25 protein-coding genes are annotated in these 24,874 nt (G+C 52.2%); 4 read left to right on the top strand and 21 right to left on the bottom strand.

The window, feature by feature from the left end; all coding sequences use genetic code 11:
• Window positions 1-9: 9 nt before the first annotated feature.
• The 20 genes from AWR26_RS06005 to flgB form a co-directional block, all read right to left on the bottom strand.
• Window positions 10-1,188: an alpha/beta hydrolase-fold protein gene (locus AWR26_RS06005; RefSeq protein WP_064564307.1), complete on the bottom strand. Its 1,179-nt coding sequence runs from the start codon at window positions 1,186-1,188 to the stop codon at window positions 10-12.
• Window positions 1,189-1,592: 404 nt separating this feature from the next.
• Window positions 1,593-2,099 (bottom strand): chemotaxis protein CheW, encoded by a 507-nt coding sequence (gene cheW / locus AWR26_RS06000; RefSeq protein WP_043952572.1) that lies wholly within the window; start codon window positions 2,097-2,099, stop codon window positions 1,593-1,595.
• Window positions 2,086-4,149, bottom strand: coding sequence for a chemotaxis protein CheA (gene cheA / locus AWR26_RS05995; protein WP_064564306.1), 2,064 nt, complete (start codon window positions 4,147-4,149; stop codon window positions 2,086-2,088). The genes cheW and cheA overlap by 14 nt, the downstream gene beginning before the upstream one ends.
• Window positions 4,150-5,088 (bottom strand): flagellar motor protein MotB, encoded by a 939-nt coding sequence (gene motB, locus AWR26_RS05990; protein WP_064564305.1) that lies wholly within the window; start codon window positions 5,086-5,088, stop codon window positions 4,150-4,152.
• A complete protein-coding gene (gene motA / locus AWR26_RS05985) occupies window positions 5,085-5,975 on the bottom strand; it encodes a flagellar motor stator protein MotA (RefSeq protein ID WP_043952569.1) in 891 nt (296 codons plus the stop codon). Before motA ends, motB begins: the two co-directional genes overlap by 4 nt.
• Window positions 5,976-6,099: 124 nt before the next feature.
• Window positions 6,100-6,648, bottom strand: coding sequence for a flagellar transcriptional regulator FlhC (gene flhC, locus AWR26_RS05980; protein ID WP_064564303.1), 549 nt, complete (start codon window positions 6,646-6,648; stop codon window positions 6,100-6,102).
• A gap of 13 nt (window positions 6,649-6,661) precedes the next feature.
• Window positions 6,662-7,009: a flagellar transcriptional regulator FlhD gene (flhD, locus tag AWR26_RS05975; RefSeq protein ID WP_043952567.1), complete on the bottom strand. Its 348-nt coding sequence runs from the start codon at window positions 7,007-7,009 to the stop codon at window positions 6,662-6,664.
• Between the two features lie 16 nt (window positions 7,010-7,025).
• The gene (locus tag AWR26_RS05970) at window positions 7,026-7,754 is read right to left on the bottom strand and encodes an RNA polymerase sigma factor FliA (RefSeq protein ID WP_043952566.1); all 729 of its coding nucleotides are present in this window, start codon (window positions 7,752-7,754) and stop codon (window positions 7,026-7,028) included.
• Between the two features lie 127 nt (window positions 7,755-7,881).
• Window positions 7,882-9,543, bottom strand: coding sequence for a methyl-accepting chemotaxis protein (locus tag AWR26_RS05965; RefSeq protein ID WP_064564301.1), 1,662 nt, complete (start codon window positions 9,541-9,543; stop codon window positions 7,882-7,884).
• A gap of 111 nt (window positions 9,544-9,654) precedes the next feature.
• A complete protein-coding gene (gene flgL / locus AWR26_RS05960; RefSeq protein WP_455428492.1) occupies window positions 9,655-10,581 on the bottom strand; it encodes a flagellar hook-associated protein FlgL in 927 nt (308 codons plus the stop codon).
• A gap of 48 nt (window positions 10,582-10,629) precedes the next feature.
• A complete protein-coding gene (gene flgK, locus AWR26_RS05955; RefSeq protein ID WP_064564297.1) occupies window positions 10,630-12,270 on the bottom strand; it encodes a flagellar hook-associated protein FlgK in 1,641 nt (546 codons plus the stop codon).
• Between the two features lie 100 nt (window positions 12,271-12,370).
• Window positions 12,371-13,336: a flagellar assembly peptidoglycan hydrolase FlgJ gene (flgJ, locus tag AWR26_RS05950; RefSeq protein ID WP_064564295.1), complete on the bottom strand. Its 966-nt coding sequence runs from the start codon at window positions 13,334-13,336 to the stop codon at window positions 12,371-12,373.
• The gene (locus tag AWR26_RS05945; RefSeq protein WP_064564293.1) at window positions 13,336-14,445 is read right to left on the bottom strand and encodes a flagellar basal body P-ring protein FlgI; all 1,110 of its coding nucleotides are present in this window, start codon (window positions 14,443-14,445) and stop codon (window positions 13,336-13,338) included. Before AWR26_RS05945 ends, flgJ begins: the two co-directional genes overlap by 1 nt.
• Before the next feature lie 3 nt (window positions 14,446-14,448).
• On the bottom strand, window positions 14,449-15,162 hold the full coding sequence (locus AWR26_RS05940) for a flagellar basal body L-ring protein FlgH (protein WP_043952560.1): 714 nt from the start codon (window positions 15,160-15,162) through the stop codon (window positions 14,449-14,451).
• Between the two features lie 48 nt (window positions 15,163-15,210).
• Complete coding sequence (flgG, locus tag AWR26_RS05935; protein WP_043952559.1) at window positions 15,211-15,993, bottom strand: flagellar basal-body rod protein FlgG; 783 nt, start codon at window positions 15,991-15,993, stop codon at window positions 15,211-15,213.
• A 20-nt stretch (window positions 15,994-16,013) separates the two neighbouring features.
• Window positions 16,014-16,760: a flagellar basal body rod protein FlgF gene (locus tag AWR26_RS05930; RefSeq protein WP_064564291.1), complete on the bottom strand. Its 747-nt coding sequence runs from the start codon at window positions 16,758-16,760 to the stop codon at window positions 16,014-16,016.
• A gap of 12 nt (window positions 16,761-16,772) precedes the next feature.
• A complete protein-coding gene (gene flgE / locus AWR26_RS05925; protein WP_007370624.1) occupies window positions 16,773-17,975 on the bottom strand; it encodes a flagellar hook protein FlgE in 1,203 nt (400 codons plus the stop codon).
• A gap of 46 nt (window positions 17,976-18,021) precedes the next feature.
• On the bottom strand, window positions 18,022-18,732 hold the full coding sequence (locus AWR26_RS05920) for a flagellar hook assembly protein FlgD (RefSeq protein WP_043952556.1): 711 nt from the start codon (window positions 18,730-18,732) through the stop codon (window positions 18,022-18,024).
• An 8-nt stretch (window positions 18,733-18,740) separates the two neighbouring features.
• Window positions 18,741-19,145 carry a flagellar basal body rod protein FlgC gene (gene flgC, locus AWR26_RS05915; protein ID WP_043952555.1) on the bottom strand — a complete coding sequence of 135 codons (405 nt, stop codon included), beginning with the start codon at window positions 19,143-19,145 and terminating at the stop codon, window positions 18,741-18,743.
• Window positions 19,146-19,153: 8 nt separating this feature from the next.
• Window positions 19,154-19,567 (bottom strand): flagellar basal body rod protein FlgB, encoded by a 414-nt coding sequence (gene flgB / locus AWR26_RS05910; RefSeq protein WP_043952554.1) that lies wholly within the window; start codon window positions 19,565-19,567, stop codon window positions 19,154-19,156.
• Window positions 19,568-19,844: 277 nt separating this feature from the next.
• Between flgB and flgA the strand changes: the two genes are divergently transcribed.
• From flgA to AWR26_RS05895, 3 genes are all read left to right on the top strand, one after another.
• On the top strand, window positions 19,845-20,537 hold the full coding sequence (gene flgA, locus AWR26_RS05905) for a flagellar basal body P-ring formation chaperone FlgA (protein WP_064564290.1): 693 nt from the start codon (window positions 19,845-19,847) through the stop codon (window positions 20,535-20,537).
• A gap of 71 nt (window positions 20,538-20,608) precedes the next feature.
• Window positions 20,609-20,905, top strand: coding sequence for a flagellar biosynthesis anti-sigma factor FlgM (flgM, locus tag AWR26_RS05900; RefSeq protein ID WP_043952552.1), 297 nt, complete (start codon window positions 20,609-20,611; stop codon window positions 20,903-20,905).
• Window positions 20,906-20,924: 19 nt separating this feature from the next.
• Window positions 20,925-21,365, top strand: coding sequence for a flagella synthesis protein FlgN (locus AWR26_RS05895; RefSeq protein ID WP_064564288.1), 441 nt, complete (start codon window positions 20,925-20,927; stop codon window positions 21,363-21,365).
• Between the two features lie 822 nt (window positions 21,366-22,187).
• On the opposite strand, the gene AWR26_RS05890 is transcribed toward AWR26_RS05895, so the two are convergent.
• Window positions 22,188-23,834, bottom strand: coding sequence for an SgrR family transcriptional regulator (locus AWR26_RS05890; RefSeq protein WP_064564286.1), 1,647 nt, complete (start codon window positions 23,832-23,834; stop codon window positions 22,188-22,190).
• Window positions 23,835-24,299: 465 nt separating this feature from the next.
• Between AWR26_RS05890 and AWR26_RS05885 the strand changes: the two genes are divergently transcribed.
• Window positions 24,300-24,851, top strand: a complete 552-nt coding sequence (locus AWR26_RS05885) for a peroxiredoxin (RefSeq protein ID WP_064564284.1) — start codon at window positions 24,300-24,302, stop codon at window positions 24,849-24,851.
• The last annotated feature ends 23 nt before the right edge of the window (window positions 24,852-24,874 follow it).

Raw genomic sequence — 24,874 nt, 5'->3', positions numbered from 1 at the left:
CGCACGATATTACTTAAACAGTTTCTGCACAAACTCCGCATACGCCGGACGCCAGACATCCATTTCATGGTTCAGACCGGGGTACACTTTGTAATCAAACTTGATCCCCTGTTTCTCCAGCTCGCTCTTCAACCCGGCGATGTCTTTTCCGGTGACGGAGTCCTTTTCGCCGACAACAACGGTGAAATTATGCAGTTGCTTATTAATTAACGCCGGTTTACTGAACTGCGCGCTAACACCCGCATCGGGTACCGTTGTGGTGGTGACACCGCTAAAAGTCGCCAGCCAGCCGAAGCTTTCAAGGTGGTTCATCCCGGAAACCAGCGCCTGATATCCCCCTTGCGACAACCCTGCCAGCGCGCGTCCGCTGGCGTCTTTGCGCACGTTAAACCGCGCGTCAACCAGCGGAATAATATCGTGCATCAGTTCGCGGTCTGCCGCTTTGGCATTGAGGGGATAAAATGTTTTACGGCGATCTTTCGGCGGAAAATTCTCCGGGATCGCCTGCATGATGTCGGTTTCGGTATCCGGAACCACGACCAGCATCGGTTTGATTTTCCCTTCGGCCAGCAGGTTATCCATGATCTGCGGCAGACGCCCCTGATCGATTGCCGAAAGGCCGGTATCGCCAAAACCATGATAGAAATAGAGCACCGGTAGCGGTTCGCCTTTTCCGTTATAACCCGGCGGCGTCCAGATATAGGCCTGCCGCTCGGAGCCCAGCTCTTTCGAGTGATAAGTCACCGTCAACAGATCGCCATGAGGCACGGCGCGATCGTCGAGAATACTGCCCGGCACCAGAATCAGACTGGTATTCACCTGGCGCTGCGGCTTCTGAAAACGGCTTCCCGTATCCACCGAGCGGAAGCCATCGACATCGAAATAGTACTCATAGAGGTTCGGCGCCAGCACCCCGCTCTTCCAGGACCAGACGCCGCTGGCGTCTTTGCTCATATCATGGGAAACATAGCTGTCCGGGGTCGAGCCCGTGATCACCGAGACCCGTTTTGCGCCCGGCGCGAAAAGGCGAAAGGTGATGCTTTTATCGGCGTTAACCTGCGTCACATACTGGCTGACCGGCACCGACAAATCAGGCGTCACCGGCAAGGGCGCCGCAAAAGCCGGAACCGCCGCGCTGCCCAGCAGAGCGGTAATGGCCAGCGTCAGACAAGCGATGTTTCTTTTCATATCACTCCCTCGTGTTTCACATTTATGCAGATTTATCAACCGGGCATTACCACCAGACCTTAGCCTGAACACCTGCGGCAAATGGTTTGTTTTTCTCGAAAGCCGCCGTTGAGATTACCCTGTTCGCTGTCCGGCGGATAAATGGCGGTATCACAAAAAAACATTTCCGTATGGAATTCAGGCATACAGACGTTTCTTAGCGACCTGGTTGGCAAATGTTTTCAGGGAAGGGGAAATAGAGACTCAAGGGGTTATGAGGAATGATCGCTGGAAGTTATCGCGAGGATACGGCGTTTTTTTACTGCGCCCTTGCAGACTCACGCCATTTTTACAGCAATAAGCCCCCATAAAAAAAGCCTCGCCGTTGACCGGAGAGGCTTGTGAAATAAAAACGCAGTTAAGAATTAATTGAAGCCGTTATCGGCCACTTTATCGATCAGTTCCATCTCATCACTGTTCAACAGTTTTTCGATATCCACCAGAATCAGCATCCGCTCGCCCATCGAACCGAGGCCCAGCAAATATTGCGTGGAGAGCGCCACGGTATATTCCGGCGCAGGTTTAATCTGCGCGGCGTCCAGCGACAGCACATCGGAAACACCATCAACGACAATACCCACCACGCGGCTGCTGTTCAGGCTGAGGACAATCACAATGGTATTGTCATCAAAATTGGCCGACTCAAGAGCGAATTTCACCCGCAGATCGACAATCGGTACAATCACGCCGCGCAAATTGGTGACGCCCGCGATAAAGTCTGGCGTATTGGCAATACGCGTCACGCGATCGTAGCCACGGATCTCCTGCACTTTCAGGATCTCAATGCCGTACTCTTCATTACCCAGACGGAAGGCGAGGAATTCATGCCCCGCGTCATCCTTCAATTGCTTTTCTTTATCAGTTAAGTTCATTTAATAACCTTCCAACCTGTAATTCAGGCACCATTGTCAGCGAATCTCTTTTTTTGGCTAATGTCGTTAACACGGCGACATCCAGTATTAACGCCACGCTACCGTCCCCCAGAATGGTGGCGGCAGAAATGCCCGGTATTTTGCGGTAGTTCTGTTCGAGGTTTTTCACTACCACCTGATGCTGACCGATCAGTTGATCCACCAGCAGGGCATAACGATTACCCGCGCTCTGTACAATCACGGCAATTCCCTCGCTGATGTCGTAATCCGCTTCGTGAATGCCAAAAAGTTGTCCCAGCTCGACAAGCTGCAAATACTCATCGCGCACCTGCAACATCCGCTCGCCGCCGGTCATACGGTGCATTTTGGTTTCAGAAAGCATTAACGATTCCATCATGCTGCCGAGCGGCAACACATAGATCTCAGAACCGATGCGAACCGACATGCCATCGAGGATGGCCAGCGTCAGCGGCAAAATAATGCGGATGGTCGAACCTTTACCCTGCTCAGAATGGAGGGTGATGTGGCCGCCCATTTCCTGGATATTACGGCGCACAACGTCCATACCCACGCCGCGACCGGAGATATCCGTCACTTTTTCTGCGGTGGAGAACCCGGCGGCGAAAATCAACATCCACACATCTTCATCGCTGATGTTTTCGCTGATCGACATGCCCTGAGCCTGCGCCCGCGCGAGAATTTTTTCGCGGTTCAACCCGGCGCCGTCATCACTCACTTCAATAATGATGTTGCCGCCATGATGTTCCGCAGAGAGCACCAGGTTGCCTTTATCCGGCTTGCCGTTGGCGCGACGCACGTCAACCGGTTCAATTCCGTGATCGAGGCTGTTACGCACCAGATGCGTCAACGGATCGACGATCTGTTCGATTAGGCGTTTGTCCAGCTCAGCGGAGCCGCCCACCAGCGTCAGCTCCACCTCTTTATTCAGTTTCGCCGCCAGATCGTGAACCAGACGCGGGAAGCGGCTAAAGACGTAATCCATCGGCATCATGCGGATAGACATCACCGATTCCTGAAGGTCGCGGGCATTACGCTCAAGCTGAACAATGGTATTGAGCAGGGTATCGTGGCTTGATGAATCAAGGGTGCCGGAAAGCTGCGACAGCATCGCCTGCGTGATGATCAGTTCGCCAACCTGGTTGATGATCTGATCCACTTTTTCCACCGCGACGCGAATGCTGCTCGCTTCCGCCGCCTGCGGGCGGTTGCGTGAAGATTCCGGTCGCGAAGGACGCGCCTGTGCTGAAGCGCCAGCAACAGGCTGCGCAACCGCGCTGCTTTCTGCCACTTCCGGCCCGGCATGCTCTTCAACGGTAACCGGAGTGGCGGCTTTGGCGGGCGCCGGAGAGATGGTTATCTGTTCCGGTTCCAGAATAAAGCACAGCACCGCCTGGATATCGTCGGCGCTGGTGGTGGTTTGCAATACCAGTTGCAACGCGCCATTTTCGCGCTGCACATCACTGATGCTCCCCAGATTCGCCAGCTCTTCCAGCAGCGGATCCTGATCCTCAGCTTTCACCTTTTGCAGCACGATGAGCAGGCGTGGTTCACCCTCTTCGGCTGCCACCGGCACCGCGATGGCCGCGGCCGTCACTGACGCGACGATAGCCGCCGGGACAATCGCCGCAACGGGCGGCTGTGCGGCGTGCTCGTTAGCAATTTGCCGTAGCGCTTCGCAAATATACTGATAAGCCTCCTGATCCGGCTCAGAGGAGGATTTGTAGGCGTCCAGTTGATCCTGCATGATGTCCTTACCTTCCAAAAACAAACTTCGAATCTCTTCGGTAATCCGTAACTTGTCGCTACGAACATCGTCGAGGAGATTTTCCAGAATATGCATCGTCTGCTGCAGCGCAGAAAAACCAAACGTACCGGCTCCCCCTTTTATCGAGTGAGCGGCACGAAAAATGGCATTCAATACTTCTCTGTCTGGCGACAGCAGATCGAGGTCAAGCAGGTGCTTTTCCATGTCGGCCAACAACTCGTCAGCCTCATCAAAAAAAGCCTGATAAAAGTCGCTGATATCCAATTAGTTCTTCTCCATGACCGTTTTGACGGTTGATTCAGGTGCAGGTGCGGCTGCGCCCTGCTCCGTTTTTTTACTGTCATCCAACAGAGAGACAGGTTCACGCAGCAGCACATCTTCCTGCAGGATTTGTTTGGCGCGCTCCTGGCTGAGCACCAGGATACTGATACGCCGGTTAATCGGGTCGTTGGCGATGGTGCCTGACTGCACCATAGTGTCGGCGGTACCAATCACCCGGATAAATTTGTTACTGCCAAGCCCGGCGCTGATCAGAATGCGACGCGATGCGTTGGCGCGATCGGAGGAGAGCTCCCAGTTGCTGTAACCCGCTTCACCGTTGGCATAGGGCTGCGCATCGGTATGACCGGTCATAATGATGCGGTTAGGCAATTCATTCAGCACCGGAACAAGGGCCTGGAGGATATTCACCATATAACTCTCCGGCACCGGGCTGCCGACTTTAAACATCGGGCGATCGGCGCTGTCGGTGATCTGAATGAGCAGACCATCATCGGTCAGCGAAAGCCGTAAATTCGAGGTGAAATTGTTCAGACGAGGATCGGTTTGAATCAGGCTTTGCAGCTTGTTTCTGGCGCGTTTCAGATTTGCTTCACGCTTTTTCTCATCAATTTTATTCAACGTCTTTTTGAAGACTTCCCCGTCGTTCTTCACGGGATCGTCCCCACCGCCGGGGATCACACTGTCGCTCAGGCTGACTTTATCGCCCTTCGCCAGCGCGTTTTTCAGCGGGACTTTGAAATATTCAGCGATCTGTATGCGCTGCTCCGGAGAAGAGGATGAGAGCAGCCACATCACCAGGAAAAAAGCCATCATCGCGGTCATAAAGTCCGCGTAGGCGATTTTCCATGAGCCGCCATGCGACTCGTGTTTTTTTCGGTTGAATTTGCGGACAACAATGGTTGCGGCTGACTTTTTCTTCACGTTGCCTCTCCCGTCGGTGCGGACGATGAAGAGGAGCGGACTTCGCGAACGTGCTCATCAAGTTCGGCAAAACTCGGGCGCTCTGTCGAATAGAGCGTTTTACGGCCGAATTCAACGGCAATCTGCGGCGCATAACCATGAATGCTGCACAGCAGCGTGGTTTTAATGCACTCCAGCATTTTCAAATGCTCGGCGCTACGCTGACGCAACAGCGTTGCCAGCGGCAGAACCATACCGTAAGCAATCAGGATGCCGAGGAAAGTTCCTACCATCGCATGGGCAATCAGTTCGCCCAGCTCCGCTGCCGGGCGATCTGCCGCCGCCAGCGCATTGACCACGCCCATCACCGCCGCAACGATACCAAATGCCGGCAGCGCATCGCCCACGGCATTGATACTGTTCGCCGGAACATCGTGTTCGTGCTCGCAGGTTTCGATCTCCTCATCCATCAGCGCTTCCATTTCAAAGGCATTCATATTGCCGCTGATCATCAGACGCAGGTAATCGACGAGGAAATTCATGATTTCGGAATCCGCCAGCAGGCGCGGATAGGCGGAAAAAATGGCGCTGTTTTGCGGGTCTTCGATGTCGTTCTCCAGCGCAACAACCCCACTCTGACGGCTTTTGGACAACAGCAGATACATCAGCGCCATTAAGTCCATGTATAACGCTTTGGTGTAATACGAACCCCGAAAGAACCGAGGAAAAGCTTTCATGGTCGCGCGGATCGCTTTGCCATTATTCCCCACCAGAAAAGCACCCAGACCGGCGCCACCGATGATTAATAATTCAGTCGGCTGAAAGAGTGCGCCGAGATTACCGCCACTGATAGCAAAGCCACCAAATACGGCTGCAAATACCACGACATAGCCAATAATGACTAACACGTTAACTCCTTAATAATCTAAACGTCCGTTTACCATCTTTCTTCCATGCATATAAGCGCGTAGCCGGGCACGCATCGCTGCCGTTATTCACGGGGTGGTGATGTACATAGCAGTGAACCGATATTTACCGGTACCGTTCCATTAAAAAAACTTCCGGGCTGACACGTTTAATTGCGCGCGAAGGCGGAAAACATAAACTGCAAGTGTATATCGCATCGGGATTCTCCTGCGTAGTAATAAACGAACCACCACAAGAGCAACATTCCGTATGCCTGATCATGCCGCAATCAACAAAGCGTAATAATGTCCATGCGCGAGTAATACCGAGCACAGGTTTTTTATCTTTGCTGGTAAGACTATTCTCAAGATACAGACGATAACCTTTCAGCATTGTTTCAACAGGACGGCCACCTTCGGTTTTTTCCAGACAACGATAAATATTATAGAAAATCGATGAGTGAATATTCTGTTCCCAGGACATATACCAGTCAGCGGAAAAAGGTAACATCCCCTTCGGTGGTGAACATCCTTTAATTTCTTTATAGAGTTTTAAAAGCCTGCGGCGACTTAAACTTGTTTCGCTCTCGAGGACTTGCATCCGTGCACCAAAGGAAATCAATTCCACGGCAATTTGCGCATCCTTGATTTCAGAGATGATGCTTTTTTCACACATAGATATTTCCCTATCAGGCTGCTGGACGTTCTTCCTCAGCAAGCGATTTAAGTAACTCTGTCGACAAAATGATTCCAGTATGAATGTTTTGTAAAGCATCAATACGCGAATCTTTCGTCAGGCAGTCAATTACCATATCGCTGTCAATGCGCAAGCGGCATATTAGCTGGCCTGTTGATGAAAGTTTAATAAGCTGCGAAAGCGATAAATCTTTCAACATATCAATTGTTGATTCATTCAGCCCAAGGCGAAATGTAGCGGATAATTTATCTTCCATAATTAACCGCTGCGCCAGCAGCAGATAAGAAAGATTCATATCACGGATACATTGCAGTGGCTCGTCAAACGCTGTCACATTCATAGTAAACGTACCCTAATTATTCCCACCCGCGCTCTTCCAGGCGGGCTCGTAACCGTTTAATTGTTTGGCTGTGCAGTTGGCTCACGCGTGTTTCCGTAATGCCCAGCAGCACGCCAACCTCTTTCATATTCAAATCTTGTTGGTAATAAAGATTCAGCAGCGTTTGCTCTCTTTCCGGCAACGCTTTGATCTCATTGCTGACTTGCTTTGTCAGATCGCCTAACAGCGCATCATGCAACGGGTCTAAGTGATCCTGTTCCAGCTCTTCCAGTTCAAGACCATCTGCCAGCAATTCCTGAAGTTCATCCAGCGAGCAGAGCATGCTGGTATTCGTTTCTGCCAGCGTCTGCTGATACTCCTGCAGCGACATTCCCATTTCCGCTGCAACATCCGCTTCCGAAGCTGCACCGCCGGTGCTCTGTTCCACGCGCATAATCGCGGCAGAGACTTCGCGGGATTTACGGCGAACGCGGCGAGGAACCCAGTCATGTTCGCGTAATTCATCCATAAATGCCCAGCGAAGGCGTTGCGCAATATAAACACTCATCTTGACCCCTTTAGTCGGGTCAAACTGTTCTACTGCATCCAGAAGCGCAATGGCGCCTGCCTGAATTAAATCGTCAATATCAACGCTTGATGATAATTTGGATTGTAATTTCAGTGCTTCGTAGCGGACTAAATAACCATATTTAGGCCATAGTTGTTCTTTCTGAATTGTGCCGTCAGAGCTATAAATCCCATTCACTATAACCATTCCCGAAGTGCTATTAATATATTTAAATTATTATTAATAATCGCCAAATCAAATAGCCCGATAAGCGAACGGAAAGTGAAACATACTCCTTATTTACGCTGAGACGGCACGACAGAAATTAAAAGGTTTCCCATTCACCTTCTGTTTTTTGCGCAGGTGTGAATTCCCGAATAACCGGAGAATTAACCACGCGGGGAATTTCAACCTTATTTCGCTCACGCGCTACAGCCGAAACATGATGCTCATTTACCGTAAACTCCGCGACAATCTGATCGAGATTACGGGCGTGCTGTTCGACATTAGTAGCCGTGCCTGCCGCCTGTTCAACCATCGTGGCGTTCTGCTGCGTAACGAGGTCCATTTCGTTAACCGCCTGGGCAATCTGGTTGATGCCGGTGCTTTGCTCTTCAGAAGCAGAAGCGATTTCCGCCATAATATCAGTCACCTGGATAACAGACTTCACGATCTCCTGCATCGATGTACCGGCCAGTTGCACTTCCTGCGAACCGGTATTCATATTCGCTACACAGGTGTTGATCAGCTGACGGATCTCTTTGGCCGCATCGGCGCTGCGTTTTGCCAGGTTACGCACTTCACCGGCAACCACGGCAAAGCCACGACCCTGTTCCCCGGCGCGGGCCGCTTCCACTGCCGCGTTGAGCGCCAGGATGTTGGTCTGGTTAGCAATGCTGTCAATAACGCTGTTGATGTCGGCAATTTGACGGGAGTTAACCGTAATTTCTTCCATGATGCGCTCAAGATTGCCCATCACTTCACCGCCACTTTGCGCGCTGCTGCTGGCGCTTTCCGCCAGTTGTTTCGCATTATGGGCGTTGTCGGCATTCTGACGTACAGTGATTTTCAGCTCTTCCATGCTGGCTGCGGTTTGTTGCAGCGCGGAAGCCTGCTCTTCGGTACGTGAAGAGAGATCGTTGTTGCTGTTGGCGATTTCTTGCGCGTTACCATAAATATGCTTCACGCCGTTACGAATGCCGTAGACCGTATCTGTCAGCGACAGGCGCATCTTTTCAACTTCAATCAGCATCTCGCCAATTTCGTTTTTTGCACCAATATCAATCGCTTCGCTCAGGTTCCCAGTCGCGATTAACTGAAAAGACTGTTTCACCTGCTCCAGACGACGGAACAGCGTTCTCTTCAGCCACTGGCGGGAAAGGAAGGCACACAACAGAGCCACCACCAGCGCGATGACGGTGAAAATAGTCATTTTCTGGATGTGCCCATGCGAGGTTTCACCGTACTGCTTGAGCAGACGATTCGCATACTCTACGTATTGAGAAACGTGATCCTGCAAGGCAATACGCTGTCTGGATTCTGCCAGCAGGTTACCGTGATAGTTGCCTGGATTAGTGATAAATCCCTTTTTATTCACCGTAGTAGCAATGACTGCTTCAAAGCTCTGCTGAATGTCATGGCCGATTTTTTTCTCGGTTTCATCATCGAAAGGCGTATTGCCGAAGATGCTCACCTTTTTTTGTGCGTCAGCCAGGGTTGCATCGATCGCCACCAGATCTTCTTGTTTTATTTCCTGTTGCAGCATAACGGCCAGCATCATGGCATTCACACGGGCAACAGTACTGTTAACGTTGATTAATGCGTCATTAAGCGTATCAATTTTTTTATTCGCCACAACAGTGGCATCGAAATTATCCGCCGCAGTCAGCGCATTACTCAATCCGTAAGATGAAACAAAAATAATACAGACAACAATAACACCGAGAACAATACTGATCCCGGTTGAAATTTTTAACTCTTTAAACATAGAGAGACCTTTGAAGTAAAGGAGCGCCACAAAATATCTTTTAACGATATTTTTTCCGTGTGGTTTTAATTTCGCTCCTGCCGATAAACGATAAAAAAAGTACCGCGAAGGTTAACCAACAATGTTGAATATATTCAGTTGTTGCATCGACTGAAAAACCGTCATCGATGAATTCAGCGCGAACTCAGACATTTTTGACTGCGATAAAAGTGTAATCATCGAATCCCAGTCAGAACCTAATGTCTCTTGCAGATGGCTTTGGGTATCAATCCCCAGCGCATCCGCGCTGAAACCGAGCGTTTCCAGTTGCTGTAAGTTGGTACCGACGACGGCGCGCACTTTACCGAGGTTATCAATGTTGCTCTTGATGCTGCGGTTGGTGCTATCCAGCGTATCCTGCAACGCCTGGCGATCGGCATCGTTAGTCACCGGCTGCTGTAACGCGGAAATAGCCGCATCCAGCGAGGCAAACAGATCATCCGCCGTACCGCTCATAAAGACATCGCTGCCGGTATGACCGACCTGCATTTCAGCACCGTCGGCAACCACTTGCGTCATCGCCGTGTCGCCGCCAACGTAAGTGCCGTCATCCTGGAAAGGCGCGGAACCGGTTTTGTAGCCGCCGAAGATATAGCGGCCATCGCTGTTTTTGGTGTTCGCCAGATCCAGCAAGTTGTCACGGATCCCCTGCAATTCCGTCGCCAGCGCCTGACGATCTTCATCAGAATAAGCGCCATTACCTGCGGCGACGATTTTTTCGCTCAGATCTTCAGACAGCAGATTGGCAATCGAACCGAGGGTGTTATCTTCCTGACCCAGTGCGTCCTGCGCATAGGTACGCGCCATATCGAACTGGCTCATTCTTGACAGAGCGCTTTGCAGCGTTACCGCCTGTGAAGCGCCAGTCGGATCGTCAGACGGCGTCAGCAGCGTTTGTCCGGCAGACAAGCGGCTGGAGAGATCGTTATAACCGGTCATCGCCTTCGACAGGCTGTCAATCCGGCTCTGAAACATAAACTGTGTGCTAAGACGCATCATTTATCCCTGTAGAGTGGATAGCGTGGGCCAGCCAGGCTGGCCGCAGGCTTAACGGATACTTAAAATGGTGTCGAAAATGGTGGTCGCCGTTTGTAATACCTGCGCATTCGCCTGGTAGTACTGAGAGAACATCTGCATATTGACGTACTCTTCATTCATATCGACGCCGGAGACCGACTGCTGCTGCAGCGACCACTGGTCGTAGACTTTGGCGGAGGTGGTAATGTCGCCCTTCAGCGCGCTCACCGATGAACCGACGGAACTGACCAGGCTGGCATACGCGCCCGACAGCGTCTTCCCGTCCACCACTTCCTCATCTTTAATGCCGATTAACGCGAGGATGTTTTCGTTGTTACTTTCGTCTGTCGGATCCGCTGAAGAAGAGGCCGCAATTTCATCGCCATCGGTAATAGCAACGGCGATGCGATCGGCCGCGCCATCGGTCGGGTTAAGCGTAAAGCTGTCGCCCGGCTGCGGCGTACCGCCTGGCATAATGGAAATGCCCTCGAACTCCAGTTCGCCATTGCCGCCAATGGTCGGCGTGATGGTGCGCCCGTCACGAGTCGTTACCGTCCAGTCGGTGCTGCCCGGCCCGTTATAAACCAACTGGTAATCTTGCGATTCCACTGCCGTGATATCGGTAAAAGAGACATCCAGCGAGCCGCTGCCCGCATTGTCGGTATTGCCTACCGCCTGCGGGTTGCCGATGGAAAAAATATCGCCGCCAGCGTTGCCGTTCAGATCGTAACCGTTGCCGTTCACTTCGTTGAACTTGTTCGCCATTTGCAGCGCCAGTTGGTTTAGCTGATCGCGTGCGGAAACCAGATCTTCATTACGGAATTTAAACAGCCCGCCCAACTTGCCGGAGGTCGCATTTTCATCCAGCGCCAGCGCATTGCCGGAGGCATCGACATAGGAAACCACCGTCTGCGCCGGGTTTTCTGCGGAAGTGCTGGCCTGCAACTGGTACGATTTACCGCCGCTGACCAGCGCCATGCCATTACCCATCGAGACATCAACCGTGCCAGTCTCTTTATTCTCGCTAACCTTAATACCGATATTCTGGCTCAGCTGGTTTAATAACTGGTCGCGCTGATCGAGTAAATCGGATGGCATACCACCGGTCTGCCCGTGAATCTTTTCAATCTGCTGATTCAGTTCGGCGAGTTGTTTGGTATAGGCATTAATATCCGTCACGGTCTGATCAATTTGCGTATTCGTACTTTTCTCAAGACCGTTTAATGTTGAGCTGTTTGAGTGATATTGGTTAGCAATGGCATTAAATTGCGCCAGTACACCCTGACGTGCCGCGGGATCAACCGGATCTTTACTCACGGCTTCCATCGCTTCAAACAAACCGTCCATGCTGGTTGAAATATTATTGGTGCTGTCGCCCAACATATTATCAATTTGGCTAACTTGCTCGTAACGACCCGTTAATGACATATATTGGGTGGATGCGCCGCGCACCTGATTGCTAATAAAACCATCATAGGCACGCTGTACGTCGCCTGTTTTTACGCCGTAGCCGAAGAAGCCGTAATTTGTGGATTTACCACCCGCTTCTCCCAGAATAATATTCTGTCGGCTATAGCCTGATGTAGTCGCATTGGTCAGGTTATTACCGACGACATTCAATGCGTTTTGAGCAGCACTCAGCCCGCTTTGGGCAAGATTGAATAAATTCATAAATTATCGACCATGATCGGAAGAGGAGATCCATTGTCTCCGGTAAAAATAGGCTCTATATCTTTAATCGGCCCGCTAAGAATTCACTAAAGCCTTTGGCTTAAAATAACGAAGAAAAATCTGACGACCACGCATCAACCGCCTGATTCACATGCTGTCTGACCTGTTGAACTATATTAATGAGTTTTTTCGCATACGCCGGATCGGTCGCATAACCTGCGGATTGCAGTGCTTTCGCGGCTATTTCCGGTGAATCTGAATTAACAACATTTCTATAACGCGGATTACTACTTATTAACGATGTATAATCGGCCAGCGCGTCAGCATAAGAATCGTAAACTTTAAATTTCGCTTTTACTTTTTGCGCGACGCCATTCTCATATTCTGTGGTGGTAATTTCCGTGGTTTCCCCCTGCCAGTTACTTGTCGCTTTTACACCAAACAAGTTATGGCTGGGTTTACCGTCATTGGTCATAATTTCCCGGCGTCCCCAGCCCGATTCCAGCGCCGCCTGCGCAATAATCAACTGGTGTGGGATCCCGCTCATACGCGCCACTTTCATCGCCGGGGCCATCAGGCGTGAAATAAACCCTTCCCCGGAAACGGCCGCCGTTTTAGGCAGTACCTCTGCTTCCAGTTCTGGCGTATTTTCCACGTCAGCATTCGCCGCTGGCAGCGCAGAATGCAGCGGCGCGACAAGCATTTGCGCCGGGCTGATACTCAGCGGCACTTCCTGCGTTGTCGTCACGTTGCCCGCACTCGCGGCTTTACCGGTCATCTGCTGGATCATCAGATCCGCAAAGCCCATTCGCCCTTTATCAGCGATGTTCTGCGCCACCTGTTGATCGTACATCGAGGTGAACATCTCAGACTGCTGGGTGTTGAACAGGCCATCTTTGAACGAGGCCTGGCGCATGCTTTTCAGCATCATCTGCACAAACAGCCCTTCCATCTGTTTCGCTGCCGCTTTAAGCCCGTCTGGCGAGTCATCCTTGACCGCCAGTTTCAGCTTATCAAGCGAACGCGCATCAAATGCCGCCCCCTGCGAGACGCTTGCGCTATTCATTAGTTGATCTCCAGACGCGCCCGCAAGCAGCCTGCGGCTTTCATTGATTGCAGAATCGCCATCAAGTCGTTCGGCGTCGCGCCCAGGCTGTTCAGCGCTCTGACCACACTGTTCAGATCGGTGCTGGTGTTAACCCGTTGCAGGGAGCCATTTTGCTCGCGCACCGACAACTGCGTATTCGGCGTCACCACGGTTTGTCCGCCCGCCAGCGGCGTGTTCGGCTGGTTGACCTGGTTGGTTCGGTTCACTTCGACCGCCAGATCGCCCTGCGCAACGGCACAGGAATCCAGCGCCACGCGACCATTGATTACCACCGAACCGGTACGTGAGTTGATAATGATCCGCGCATCGCCTGCATCAACACGCAGCGGAATATCCTGCACTTCGGCAAGAAAACGCACGCGTGATGCGCTGTCTAACGGCGCTCGCAGGCTCACAGTACGGGAATCCTGCGCGCTGGCGCTGCCAGGGTAGCGTCGGTTGATGGCGTCGCTGATCTGCTGCGCGACGGTAAAATCTTCATTATTTAGTTGCAGCATCAGCGTGTTCTGCCCGGCAAAACCTGACGGGACGCTACGCTCTACCGTCGCGCCGCCGCTGATGCGGGCACCGTTAAGCTGATTGACCTGCACCCGGCTGCCGCCTGCCTGCGCCCCCGCACCGGAAACCAGCAGGTTCCCCTGCGCCAGCGCATAAATCTGGCTGTCGGCCCCTTTCAGCGGCGTCATCAGCAGCGTGCCGCCGCGCAGGCTTTTCGAGTTACCCATCGAGGAAACCACGACGTCAATTTTCGCGCCTGGCTGGGCAAAAGGCGGTAACTCAGCAGTCACCATCACCGCTGCCACGTTTTTCAACTGCATGTTGACGCCTGCGGGCACCGTAATGCCCAGTTGCGACAGCATGTTGTTCAGGCTTTGCGTGGTGAAAGGCGTTTGCATGGTCTGGTCGCCAGTACCGTCCAGCCCAACCACCAGGCCGTAGCCCATCAGTGAGTTACTGCGAACGCCTTGTACCGTTGTCAGATCGCGGATACGTTCTGCGCTGGCTGTTGCCGGTAACAGCAGGCAAAGCAGCGCCATAAAGCAGGTTAAAAAAGCAGTTTTCATCATCAATTACATCGGAGAAAGGTTAAGGAACAGCCGCTGCAACCAGCCCATTTGTTGTGCTTCGTTGATGTAGCCGTTGCCCACATATTCAATGCGTGCATCAGCCACCTGGGTGGAAACAACCGTATTGCTGCCGCTGATAGTGCGTGGGTTCACGATGCCGGAAAAACGTATAAATTCAGTCCCCTGGTTGATGGCGATCTGTTTTTCGCCCACCACCGCCAGGTTGCCGTTTTCCAGCACCTGTTTCACCGTGACGGTGATGGTGCCGCTGAAGGTATTTTTCGCCGCCGCGCCGCCTTTACCGGCAAAATCGTTGCTGCCGCTGAACGAGGCGTCCGCCTTCCCGCGGCCAACCAGCCCGGACATAAAACCAGGCACAGCGGTAATGCCGACATCCGTCGAGCCATCACGCGAGGCATTGGCGGAAGAGCTCTTGCTGGCGCTGACATTTTCTTGCAGCACGATGGTCAGCGTGTCGCCGATGTTTCGCGGACGGCGGTCTTCAAACAGCGGTTGATACCCATAGTTCATCGCCTGCCCCGACTGGAAAATCGATCCATTGACCGCTGCCGCCGCAACGGGTGCGGGCGTCGCGCTGGTTGCGCCATCCACCAGCGGCTTTTGCGGGATATACGCGCAGCCAGCGATCACAAACGGCAGAATAAGGGTCGTTGCCAGACGACGGAGCAGAGGCAGAGAGCAAAGGTGATTGGTCATCTCAGTCACTAAAGGAAAAGCAGCCGCGAGTGAGCCCGCGGCTAAAGATCAAAGTTGAGCCAGGCGTTGCAGCATCTGGTCAGAGGTGGAAACCGCTTTACTGTTGATTTCGTAAGCGCGCTGGGTCTGGATCATGTTGACCAGCTCTTCCGCTACGTTAACGTTGGACGTTTCCACGTAGCCCTGTTTCAGGGTGCCGGCACCGTTCAGACCCGGGGTCGATTCATTCGGTGCGCCGGAGGATTGCGTCTCGCGGTATAAGTTTTCGCCAATGCTTTCCAGGCCGGAATCATTGATAAATGACGACAGCGTCAGTTGCCCAACCTGCTGCGGCGCAGTCTGCCCGGCGACCGTGACGCTGACCGTGCCATCGCTACCGATGGTCAGGCTTTGCGCTTCCTGCGGAATGGTAATTGCAGGCTGCACCTGATAGCCGCTGGAGGTCACCAGTTGACCATTCTGATCGAACTGGAACGAGCCATCGCGGGTGTAGGCCGTGGTTCCATCCGGCAGCAGCACCTGGAAGAAACCGCTGCCTTCAATCGCCACGTCTTTGGTGTTATTGGTCTGCGTCAGGCTGCCCTGGCTGTGAATACGCTCGGTCGCCACCGGACGAACACCGGTCCCTAACTGCAAACCAGAAGGAATGGTGGTCTGTTCGGAAGACTGCGCTCCCGGCTGGCGCAATGTCTGATAAATCAAATCTTCAAACACAGCGCGCTGGCGTTTAAAGCCGTTGGTGCTGACGTTCGCCAGGTTGTTGGAAATTACATCCATATTGGTTTGCTGAGCTTCAAGGCCCGTTTTTGCAATCCACAGGGAACGGATCATTCTCTTTCTCCTCGCCGGGGTTAACCGGCGCTCAGTAACTGGTTGGCGCTTTTTTCGTTGTCATCCACGGTGGTAATGACTTTCATGTTCATGTCAAAACCACGGGCCGTTGCGATCATCTCCACCATTGATTTCATCGGGCTGGCGTTGCTGCCTTCCAGCATGCCGGGCATCAATTTGAGGTTCGCGTCGGCGGGAAGCGTCGCCGGGGTCGTCGGATCGGCAACGTGAAACAGACCGTCATCGCCGTTTTTCAGCAGCGCCGGAGAGGCATTCACCATCTTTAGCCGCCCAACCTGCGCAACCGCTGTCGGTTCATCGCCCGCGCCAAGCGCGGTGATCGTGCCATCTGGTGCAATGGTCAATTTGGCTTGCGGCGGCACGGTGACCACACCACCATCGCCCATCAGCGGCATACCGCGAACACGCAGCGTGCCTTCAGCATCCACTTCAATGTTGCCGTCTTTGGTATAGCCTTCGCTGCCATCCGGCAGTTGTACCGCCAGCCAGCCGTTCTGCGGCAGCGCAACATCCAGATCGCGCCCGGTCGGATTGATGGCACCCATGGTGTCATCGCTCCACGGCGTGGAGGCCGCTACCATCGTGCGGGTTTCAACTGACGGGCCGTGCACCGGAATAGCGCGATAAGCCGCTATCTGAGCGCGAAAGCCGTTGGTTGAGGTGTTAGCCAGATTGTTTGCGGTTACCGCCTGGCGACTAAGCGCCGCATTCGCGGCACCCATCGCGGTATATATCGCGCGATCCATAAGACGTTACCCTTAGCCCAGGTTAACCAGCGTTTGCAGGATGTCAGACTGGGTTTTGATGGTCTGAGAGTTGGACTGATAGTTGCGCTGGTAGACGATCAGGTTGACCATCTCCTGGCTCAGATCCACGTTGGAAGCTTCCAGCATGTTGCCGTTCAGCGAACCCAGGTTGCCCGTATCGGCGATACCGATGACCGGCTGGCCCGACTCCGGCGTTTCCGCCCAGCAGTTGTTACCCTGCGAAGAGAGACCGCCTGGGTTGGTGAAGTTGGAGAGCACCACCTGGCCCAGCAACTGGCTCTTACCGTTGCTGTAGGTTGCAATGATCTGCCCGTTATCACCCACGTTGTAGCCGTTCATCATTCCCGGCGGGTAACCGGTGGTGCTTGGGCTGTCCATGGTGTTTTCCGAAGCCTGCTGGGTAAGACCAGAGAGATCGATGTCGAAGTTCAGCGCATCGCCGCCTTTATAGGCCGCGCCCTGCACGTTCAGATCTGCCGGGTTAGTTATCAGCTTGCCGGAGGTATCAAATTCCAGATCCACCTGGCCTGGCGTCGCGCCCGGTGCGGTAGAGTCAACGGAGTAAGCCGTCCACTTGTTATCGGCGGTTTTAACGTAATAGACGTTAATGGCGTGCTCGTTGCCCAGGCTGTCGTAAGCGTTAACCTGGGTGGAGTAGGTGTAGCTGTCGCCATCTTCCGGATCGAACGGCGTGGTGGTTACAACGTCGTTGCCGGAGTCGAGGTTACCGCTGATCGAGCCAGCATCAGAGGCGCGAGCCGGCATCTGGCCGGTCGGGATCTGAATCGGCCCAACCGGTGAACCCTGCTGAATTGCAGGCGGGGTGCCCGTGGCCATATAGCCCGTCAGACGCATGCCCTGGCTATTAACAATGTAACCATTCTGATCGGTTTCAAACTGACCGTTACGGCTGTAAAAGACGTTGCCCGCCTCGGTGACCATACGGAAGAAACCGTTGCCCTGGATACCCATATCCAGCTGGCTGCTGCCTGCGCCCAGAACACCATCGCTGAAGTTCTGGTTTACACCGGCAACCTGAACGCCCATGCCGATCTGCGATCCGGCAAAAACGTCTGCAAACGCAATCGCGCCTGATTTAAACCCTACGGTTTGGGAGTTAGCAATGTTGTTACCCACAACATCGAGTGCCTGCGAAGCGGCATTCAGGCCACTAAGGCCTTGAGAAAAACCCATTTAATAGATCCCCTGTACAGTGATTGCACAAAACTAGAGGTGAAAATTATTCGATGAGGAACACATCGCTCAGTGAGGCTGAACCATCGATACCCAATTGCAGCTCCGCCCCGCTGGCGGTGAACGCAACGCTCTGAACTTTTGCAGGCTTCAGCGCTTCAACTTCAGGCGTATTTCCGTCGGCGTTCGTCGCGGAGAAAGAGACGGTGAAGGTGGTATCGCTCAGCGCGCGCGGATCGGCAGGCTGGAAATCGCCCAAATCGTCCAGCGTGTACTGATGAACACCCGCTTTCACGTCCTGCAGGGTGGTGGTGTACGCATTACCGGCGGAGTCGGTCAGCGTGACGGTGATTTCATCCGCATCGCTGCCAAGGTTGAGGCCCATTTTCTGGTTGCCGCCTTCAGCGGTAGAGACCACCGGATCGCCTTTGATCATGATGTCGCGCCCAACCCAGTCCGCTGAGTTCATCTGCTGCATACCGGCAACCAGCACGCCCATGCTGTCCATGGTGCTGTTAAGCTGCTCGACGCCTGCGGCGGTATTGAACTGCGCCAACTGCGAGGTCAACTGGTTGTTATCCATTGGCGATGTTGGATCCTGGTTCTGCATCTGCGCGACCAGCAACGTCATAAAGTTATCCAGCAGCTCATTGGCGGTGGAGTTGGTGCTGACGCCACCAGAGCCCGACGACTCAGACGCAGCGCGAGTTTTCGCGGTCGTCGTGGTCTGGTTATTCATTACGGGTGAAACAGACATAACAATCCTTATTGGCCTAAGGTCAGCGTTTTCAGCATTAACGTTTTTGCCGAATTCATAACTTCAACGTTCGCCTGATAACTGCGGGAAGCCGAAATGGTATTCACCATTTCACCGACGACGTCGACGTTCGGCATATGTACGTAACCTTTGTCATCCGCTAATGGATTTGCAGGTTCATATACCAGACGATCCGGATCGTTAGACTCAGTAATACCGCTAACTTTTACGCCGCCAATATTCTGACCGACAGCGTTATCGACATTAAATACAACCTGTTTGGCGCGGTAAGGTTTACCATCCGGCCCGGCGATACTGTCGGCATTCGCCATATTACTGGCACTTACGTTAAGTCTTTTTGACTGAGCGGACATGGCTGAGCCAGAGATATTGAAAATACTAAACAGCGACATGAGAATGATTAACCCTGATTAATGACACTCATCATATTTTTAATCTGAGTGCTGAGAATGGTTAAACTCGACTGATATTTCACATTATTATCAGCAAAATTAACGCGTTCACGATCCATATCCACCGTATTACCATCCGCGCTGGGTTGGTCAGGAATACGGTAGAGCAGTTGCCGATCGTCCATTTTCGGCGTGGTGCCAGGAATATGTTTCCCGGACGTTAATGCTAATGACAATGGGCCATTATGTTGTGTTTCCTGACGCATCGCATTTTTCAATTGCTTAGAGAAATCAATATCTCGCGCCTGATATCCTGGGGTATCGGCATTCGCAATATTAGATGCCAGAATATCTTGCCGACGGGACATCAAACTCAATGCCTGCTGCTGGAAACGTAATTCATTATCAAGTTTGTCAAACATGAAACGACTCGCCCTCGTTCGGGAAATAATTATGGGCATAGTCTAAGAGACAAGCAGATTATTCTAAACTTTAAAAACCCGTCAGAAGTAAGCGCATTTGGATACTTCAAAAAAAGCAGGATGACAAAAAGATAACGTGGCGATAACCGGCAACATTAATAGCGGGAATAGCCAGCAAAAGTGTCAGCATTTTACTCAGCAATAAAAGATGTACTCCATTACAATCAAATAACTATATCCGACATATTTCCATATTATCAACAGAGCCGTGTTTGTTATGCCTATTTCATTAAGTAAACTCTCATGCACTTTATTAATGTGCTGGGGGTTATCTCTGTCCCCGGCGCAGGCAGCGACCAGCGAACTGCAAAACCGAATCGCCAGTCTGTTGGCTGCTAATAATGAAGGGCAAAATCAGCCAACGTTTCATATCACCATTTTGACGCCCGAAACGAGACTCGCGAAGCTCTGCCCTGAGCCGAATTTGCGCCTTATCGGGCATCCGGCGCGCCTGACCGGAAATCGCAGCGTGGCGGCCCGCTGCGGGAATAGGCAGCAATTTATTCAGATAAAGGTAAACGCCATCGGCAAATACTGGGTCGTTGCACGCCCGCTCACCGCCGGCCAGGTCATCACCCCGCAGGATATTCGCCCGATGGAGGGAGAACTGGGCAACTTACCCGCCGGTCTGCTGTTCGATGCAGAAAAGATTATCGGCTCCACGCCTACGCGCACGCTGCATCCGGGGCAACCGCTGACAGCCAACCAGTTGCGCCATCGCTGGGCGGTACTGGCGACCCAGAAAGTGGAGATCATCGCGCCGGGCAATGGCTTTATGATCCACGCCCGGGGGAAAGCGCTGAATAACGGCGGGCTGGACGATCGCGTCCGGGTACAGATGCGTAATGGGCAGATTGTGACTGCCGTTGTGACTGGCGACGAGAGGGTAAGTATGAACATGGACAATTGATTTCAGTTTTATTGCCTGCGTGCCGACTTATGTATTAAAGGCCCACGCAACGCATTAAAACCAGGAACAGTATGAACATAGAACGCACCCGGCAGGCGAAGCCTGTCCAGGCAACCAGCATGCAATCTCAATCTGAGATACGCGACAAAAACGCTCAGGCTTCTCAAGCGCGTAAAGACGCCGCCGGAGAATCCAGCACCCAGGTCAAACTCAGCCAACTGACCCAACAGTTCAAATCGGATACCAGCCGGGATATCGATACCGCACGCGTTGCCGAGATCAAGGCCAAAATGGATGCCGGAGAACTGACCCTCGACAGCGACAAAATCGCCAGCGCGCTGGTGCGCGACATCTTCAATTTCTCGTAATACAGAGTCTGATGTAACGATGGAAAATTTTACCGTTATTTTGCACAACATGGTGAAGCGGCTGGACGAACTGGACAGCACGCTCGCCGAAGAGAACCGCCAGTTAAGTCAGGCGCAAATCAATCCGGTCTCGCTCCAGGTGATCTCGGATAACAAGAGCCGACTGTTAGCGGCGATCAACTTTTATGATGAACAACGCCGTCAGGAAGAGACGCAGCTGCGGATAGCGCCTCCCTTTATGCGTCATCGCGAACCTGCCGCCCTGTGGGAGCGCATTACCCGCGTGGTGAAAAAGTGTAATGAGCAGAACCAGCAGAGTTTTCAACTGCTGGAGATGCACATGAAACGGGTGAACGACGTGAAGAAGCTGGTAAGCCAGGTAGCCTCTTCACCGATGTACGGCGCAAGCGGCGGTAGCGGCCAGCAGGATGCAGGCACGATGTACCGCATTTCGGTGTAATGCGCTGCCTCTATAAAGGGTACAAACAGCGGGAAAGTGTTTCCAAATGTTTCAATCAGCTTGATAAGCGTACGACATCGGGTCGCATTAAAGCGTAAAACCGCTTTTTTTGATCCTTTTTTTCCGGTTAAAAATTCTGATTCAGCATAATTGCACAACATTAAATAAAAAGGCACGGTAAATAAGGGGATATTCTGTGCCTTTTAACGTTGTTTGTAGAGAGAAGTAGCTTAAAAATAATGTTTACGCGCAGCATGAAAATAGCGAAAATATCCCTGTCGCGAAAATTCTGATACCGCGCCCGCGTATTGGTTTGGTAGTAAATGCGATTATCCATTCTTATCATGCGATATAAACCACTTCTTTCGATTTGCCACCATTTGGTGGCAATTTTTTTATCTATCAACAAATTACAATAAATAAACAAAACATATCATTATAAAAACAAATAAATAGAGCGGTATTTATTTAATTACAAAAGAGGAAGTAAATGGCAGGAAATATATAAAAAAACAAACACCAAAAGATGCCATTAAGGCACCCATTTGTTCGTCATAGAATATATTTGTCAGAACGTGAAGATTGGTTAATTTAATAATTAACAGAACACGTAGCACGTATTTTATGTGCAGAATGTGTTGCCGTCCAGCCGAACTTATGGTGGTTCATTCCAGCATAACTATTTGTTTTAAAAGAATATAAAAACAAAAATGAACATTGAGGACCCAAAATGATAGCGGAAAGTATCGCTGAGCAGCGATCTCCCGCCAAATAACCGAGTTTAAAAACCACAAAACAGCACATCGTCGGGATATAAAACTATCATGACGCGCCTGTGGCAACACCTTCATCTGTATCAGGTTCATCGGTCCACAGACGAGTAAAATCCGGCCAGCACTGTGAGTAGCAGTGAATCCCCTCAATTGAAGTCGGTGCCATCAGCCGGTAGCGTTGCAGGAACTGGGGCGCTATCAAGCCACGGTGGATCATAAAGCGCAGCAGACGCTGAATGCGCTGGTGATAAGCCGCCGCAGCCCCGGCATTGATCTTATCCAGCGTGCTGGTCGCACGCTGCCACTGTTCCGTTCCCCAGAACCAGCGCCAAATCACGCTGTGACGAAAGCGCTCTTCCATTGAAAATTCCGGGTAGTGGCCAAAGCGCATAAACGCAAAGCAGATATCCTGCTCTTCCCAGATATTATCCTGCAGCAGCCAGTGGGTGACGCTCACCGGCGTTACGTTGAGCCGACATCCGCGATAGCTCAGGCTCTTCTCCAGCGCACCGACCAGCTTCGTCATTTTCGGCGAACGAAAATAGATCAGATTAAGAGTGGCCGGGAGCGGTGTTTCGACGTAACTCTCCTCTTCTTCGCGCATCCACTCCGGCAACGGGGCGGCATTTTTCTCATTCTCGATAAAGGCAGCGCTAATCGATCGCGTAAGAACGCGGATCACCTTCTGCTGCTCCGGGCTCAACCTGGCACGCAGCATATTAAAAAAGAGATAGTAAAAGGCATCGGTGCTCTGCTTGCAGGTCACGGCGTCCGGCGTCAGCAGCGAACGGGGAGTATCCAGATGCACTTCGAACGGCAACGGCAGGCTGTTCAGCGGTGTATTGAACGTCACTTCCGCGGCCTGCGGTGTTTCGCCGTACCAGTTGGCGGCGCGCGAGAGGACCATCCGGGTATTGGTGTGCTCAGTGACGCGAAACGGCCCCAGCCCTATCGAGCCATTCTCAGGATGCGGCAAAGCATAAACCGGGTTAGCCAGCCGCCAGGGCAGCATGATATCCGGCTGGCGCAGCGTCAGGGTCAACACATGACCGCGCAGCGTTGCCGACACCACATGCGGCAGGCCCGGCCCGCCGACATAGCGTTGCAGCGCAGCTAACAGTTGCTCCGGAGCAACCGGCTCGCCGTTATGCCACACCAGCCCGCGGCGCAGCATAAAACGCCAGCACAAACCATCGTCACTGACGCGTACCGTATGCGCCAGCCCGGGAACCGGCTCGCGCTGTTCTGGCAGGTGACGCATTAATCCATCGTGCACCATTTGCAAAACATGACGTCCGGCCCTGTCGACATGCACTGAAGGAACCGGCGTCAGCAACGGGCGATAAAAAGAGATGACGTAACGGTAACCATCTTCAGAAGCCCGCGTTTCAACCGTCGCAGGGGTGTTTTTCGTCTCAGCCGCCGGATACTCCCCGGCGAGCAAGGTTTCCAGCGCCGCCGTGGTCATCCGGCACTGCAAAACGCCCAGCGCGCCGCGTCCCGGCCGGGAACTCCAGGCAAGCCAGCCCTCTTCCTGCATCTCATTCAGCAATGAGCGCGCATAACGTGACGTGCAGGCCAGGGTTTCAGCAATCTGCGCCAGTGATAATTCGTTAGGATAAGTGCTGTACTTATTAAGCAGACGGTTATATCGGCGCAGCAAACTACTTTTTTTGGCGGCGGAATTAAAAATCATTGACTTTTACCATAATGACGCGACACAACCAGAGGAAAACAGCGATTTTGAAAGGAAATAATTTTAATTATAGCCTATTTTTCGCACATTAAGACTATTCTTAATTGGAGCAATGAATAGTTCCTCTGCGTATTATTCCTAATAGTTAACAAGCTGAATTAAAAGAATTTTTCAACAAGCAGATTTTCAGTGCAAGGAAAAGTTTTTAACGCAAGCGGAACGCCTTAACGAGCGCTATTACTGACAGCATAACGTTTTTCTTTTTTGTCGCTAAATTGATTAGGAATTATCACATCACAAATGCCTTACTTATATTTAGCAGCCATAAAATACACTCGATGAATAAATGAAGGCCCGGTGTGGCACAACCGACGTAGAGAAAATTTTCTGCCGGGCGAAACTTTTCTCTCTGTACCAACGAACTGTCTATGAGCATTAACGTTCTTCACACTTATGGAGCGCAACATGACCCCGATAAAAAAACTCGTGCTTAGCCTTACTGCCGCAGCCCTGCTTAACATCGCCAATGCCCACGCTGCCCTGCCCGCTGGCGCACAGGCGCCGGATTTTCAGCTACAAGGTGCGCTGGCCGGGAAACCGCTGACCTTCTCCTTGCAGCAGGCGCTGAAAAAAGGGCCGGTGGTGCTCTACTTCTTCCCGGCGGCGTTCAGTAAAGGCTGTACCATTGAAGCGCATGCTTTTGCCGAAGCCACGGACGATTTCAAAAAGCTCGGTGCTACGGTGATTGGCGTCACCGCCGGGAATACCGATCAAGTAGATGAGTTCTCGAAGCTGGAGTGCCGCAATAAATTTACCGTCACCGCCGATCCGGGAGCGAAAGTGGCCGCCCAGTACGAAACGCTGATGCAGATGAAGGGCAAAACCCTTTCCGATCGCACCTCGTTTGTCATCGCCCCGGATGGCAAGATCCTGCTGAGCTACACTGACAGAAATCCGGAAACGCATATTCAGAAAACAATGGAAGCGGTGAAACAGTACGCCAGTGCGCATTCCTGATGCGCTGTAACCCTCCAACTTGC

The sequence above is a fragment of the Kosakonia oryzae genome (assembly GCF_001658025.2).
GTDB lineage: Bacteria > Pseudomonadota > Gammaproteobacteria > Enterobacterales > Enterobacteriaceae > Kosakonia > Kosakonia oryzae.
The sequence above is the reverse complement of the archived record's forward strand: the minus strand, read 5'-3'. Positions and strand labels throughout refer to the sequence as shown.

Coding starts and splice junctions, on each gene's coding strand:
- flgJ (WP_064564295.1), bottom strand. CDS start 13,336: ATGAATAGCGCAAGCGTCTCGCAGGGGGCGGCATTTGATGCGCGTTCG.
- flgL (WP_455428492.1), bottom strand. CDS start 10,581: ATGATGCGTCTTAGCACACAGTTTATGTTTCAGAGCCGGATTGACAGC.
- flgG (WP_043952559.1), bottom strand. CDS start 15,993: ATGATCCGTTCCCTGTGGATTGCAAAAACGGGCCTTGAAGCTCAGCAA.
- AWR26_RS05940 (WP_043952560.1), bottom strand. CDS start 15,162: ATGACCAATCACCTTTGCTCTCTGCCTCTGCTCCGTCGTCTGGCAACG.
- AWR26_RS05885 (WP_064564284.1), top strand. CDS start 24,300: ATGACCCCGATAAAAAAACTCGTGCTTAGCCTTACTGCCGCAGCCCTG.
- flgE (WP_007370624.1), bottom strand. CDS start 17,975: ATGGGTTTTTCTCAAGGCCTTAGTGGCCTGAATGCCGCTTCGCAGGCA.
- AWR26_RS05920 (WP_043952556.1), bottom strand. CDS start 18,732: ATGTCTGTTTCACCCGTAATGAATAACCAGACCACGACGACCGCGAAA.
- cheW (WP_043952572.1), bottom strand. CDS start 2,099: ATGAACTTAACTGATAAAGAAAAGCAATTGAAGGATGACGCGGGGCAT.
- AWR26_RS06005 (WP_064564307.1), bottom strand. CDS start 1,188: ATGAAAAGAAACATCGCTTGTCTGACGCTGGCCATTACCGCTCTGCTG.
- flgM (WP_043952552.1), top strand. CDS start 20,609: ATGAACATAGAACGCACCCGGCAGGCGAAGCCTGTCCAGGCAACCAGC.
- flgA (WP_064564290.1), top strand. CDS start 19,845: ATGCCTATTTCATTAAGTAAACTCTCATGCACTTTATTAATGTGCTGG.
- AWR26_RS05965 (WP_064564301.1), bottom strand. CDS start 9,543: ATGTTTAAAGAGTTAAAAATTTCAACCGGGATCAGTATTGTTCTCGGT.
- flhD (WP_043952567.1), bottom strand. CDS start 7,009: ATGAATGTGACAGCGTTTGACGAGCCACTGCAATGTATCCGTGATATG.
- flgK (WP_064564297.1), bottom strand. CDS start 12,270: ATGAATTTATTCAATCTTGCCCAAAGCGGGCTGAGTGCTGCTCAAAAC.
- AWR26_RS05895 (WP_064564288.1), top strand. CDS start 20,925: ATGGAAAATTTTACCGTTATTTTGCACAACATGGTGAAGCGGCTGGAC.
- AWR26_RS05945 (WP_064564293.1), bottom strand. CDS start 14,445: ATGATGAAAACTGCTTTTTTAACCTGCTTTATGGCGCTGCTTTGCCTG.
- flhC (WP_064564303.1), bottom strand. CDS start 6,648: ATGTGTGAAAAAAGCATCATCTCTGAAATCAAGGATGCGCAAATTGCC.
- AWR26_RS05890 (WP_064564286.1), bottom strand. CDS start 23,834: ATGATTTTTAATTCCGCCGCCAAAAAAAGTAGTTTGCTGCGCCGATAT.
- AWR26_RS05930 (WP_064564291.1), bottom strand. CDS start 16,760: ATGGATCGCGCGATATATACCGCGATGGGTGCCGCGAATGCGGCGCTT.
- flgB (WP_043952554.1), bottom strand. CDS start 19,567: ATGTTTGACAAACTTGATAATGAATTACGTTTCCAGCAGCAGGCATTG.
- flgC (WP_043952555.1), bottom strand. CDS start 19,145: ATGTCGCTGTTTAGTATTTTCAATATCTCTGGCTCAGCCATGTCCGCT.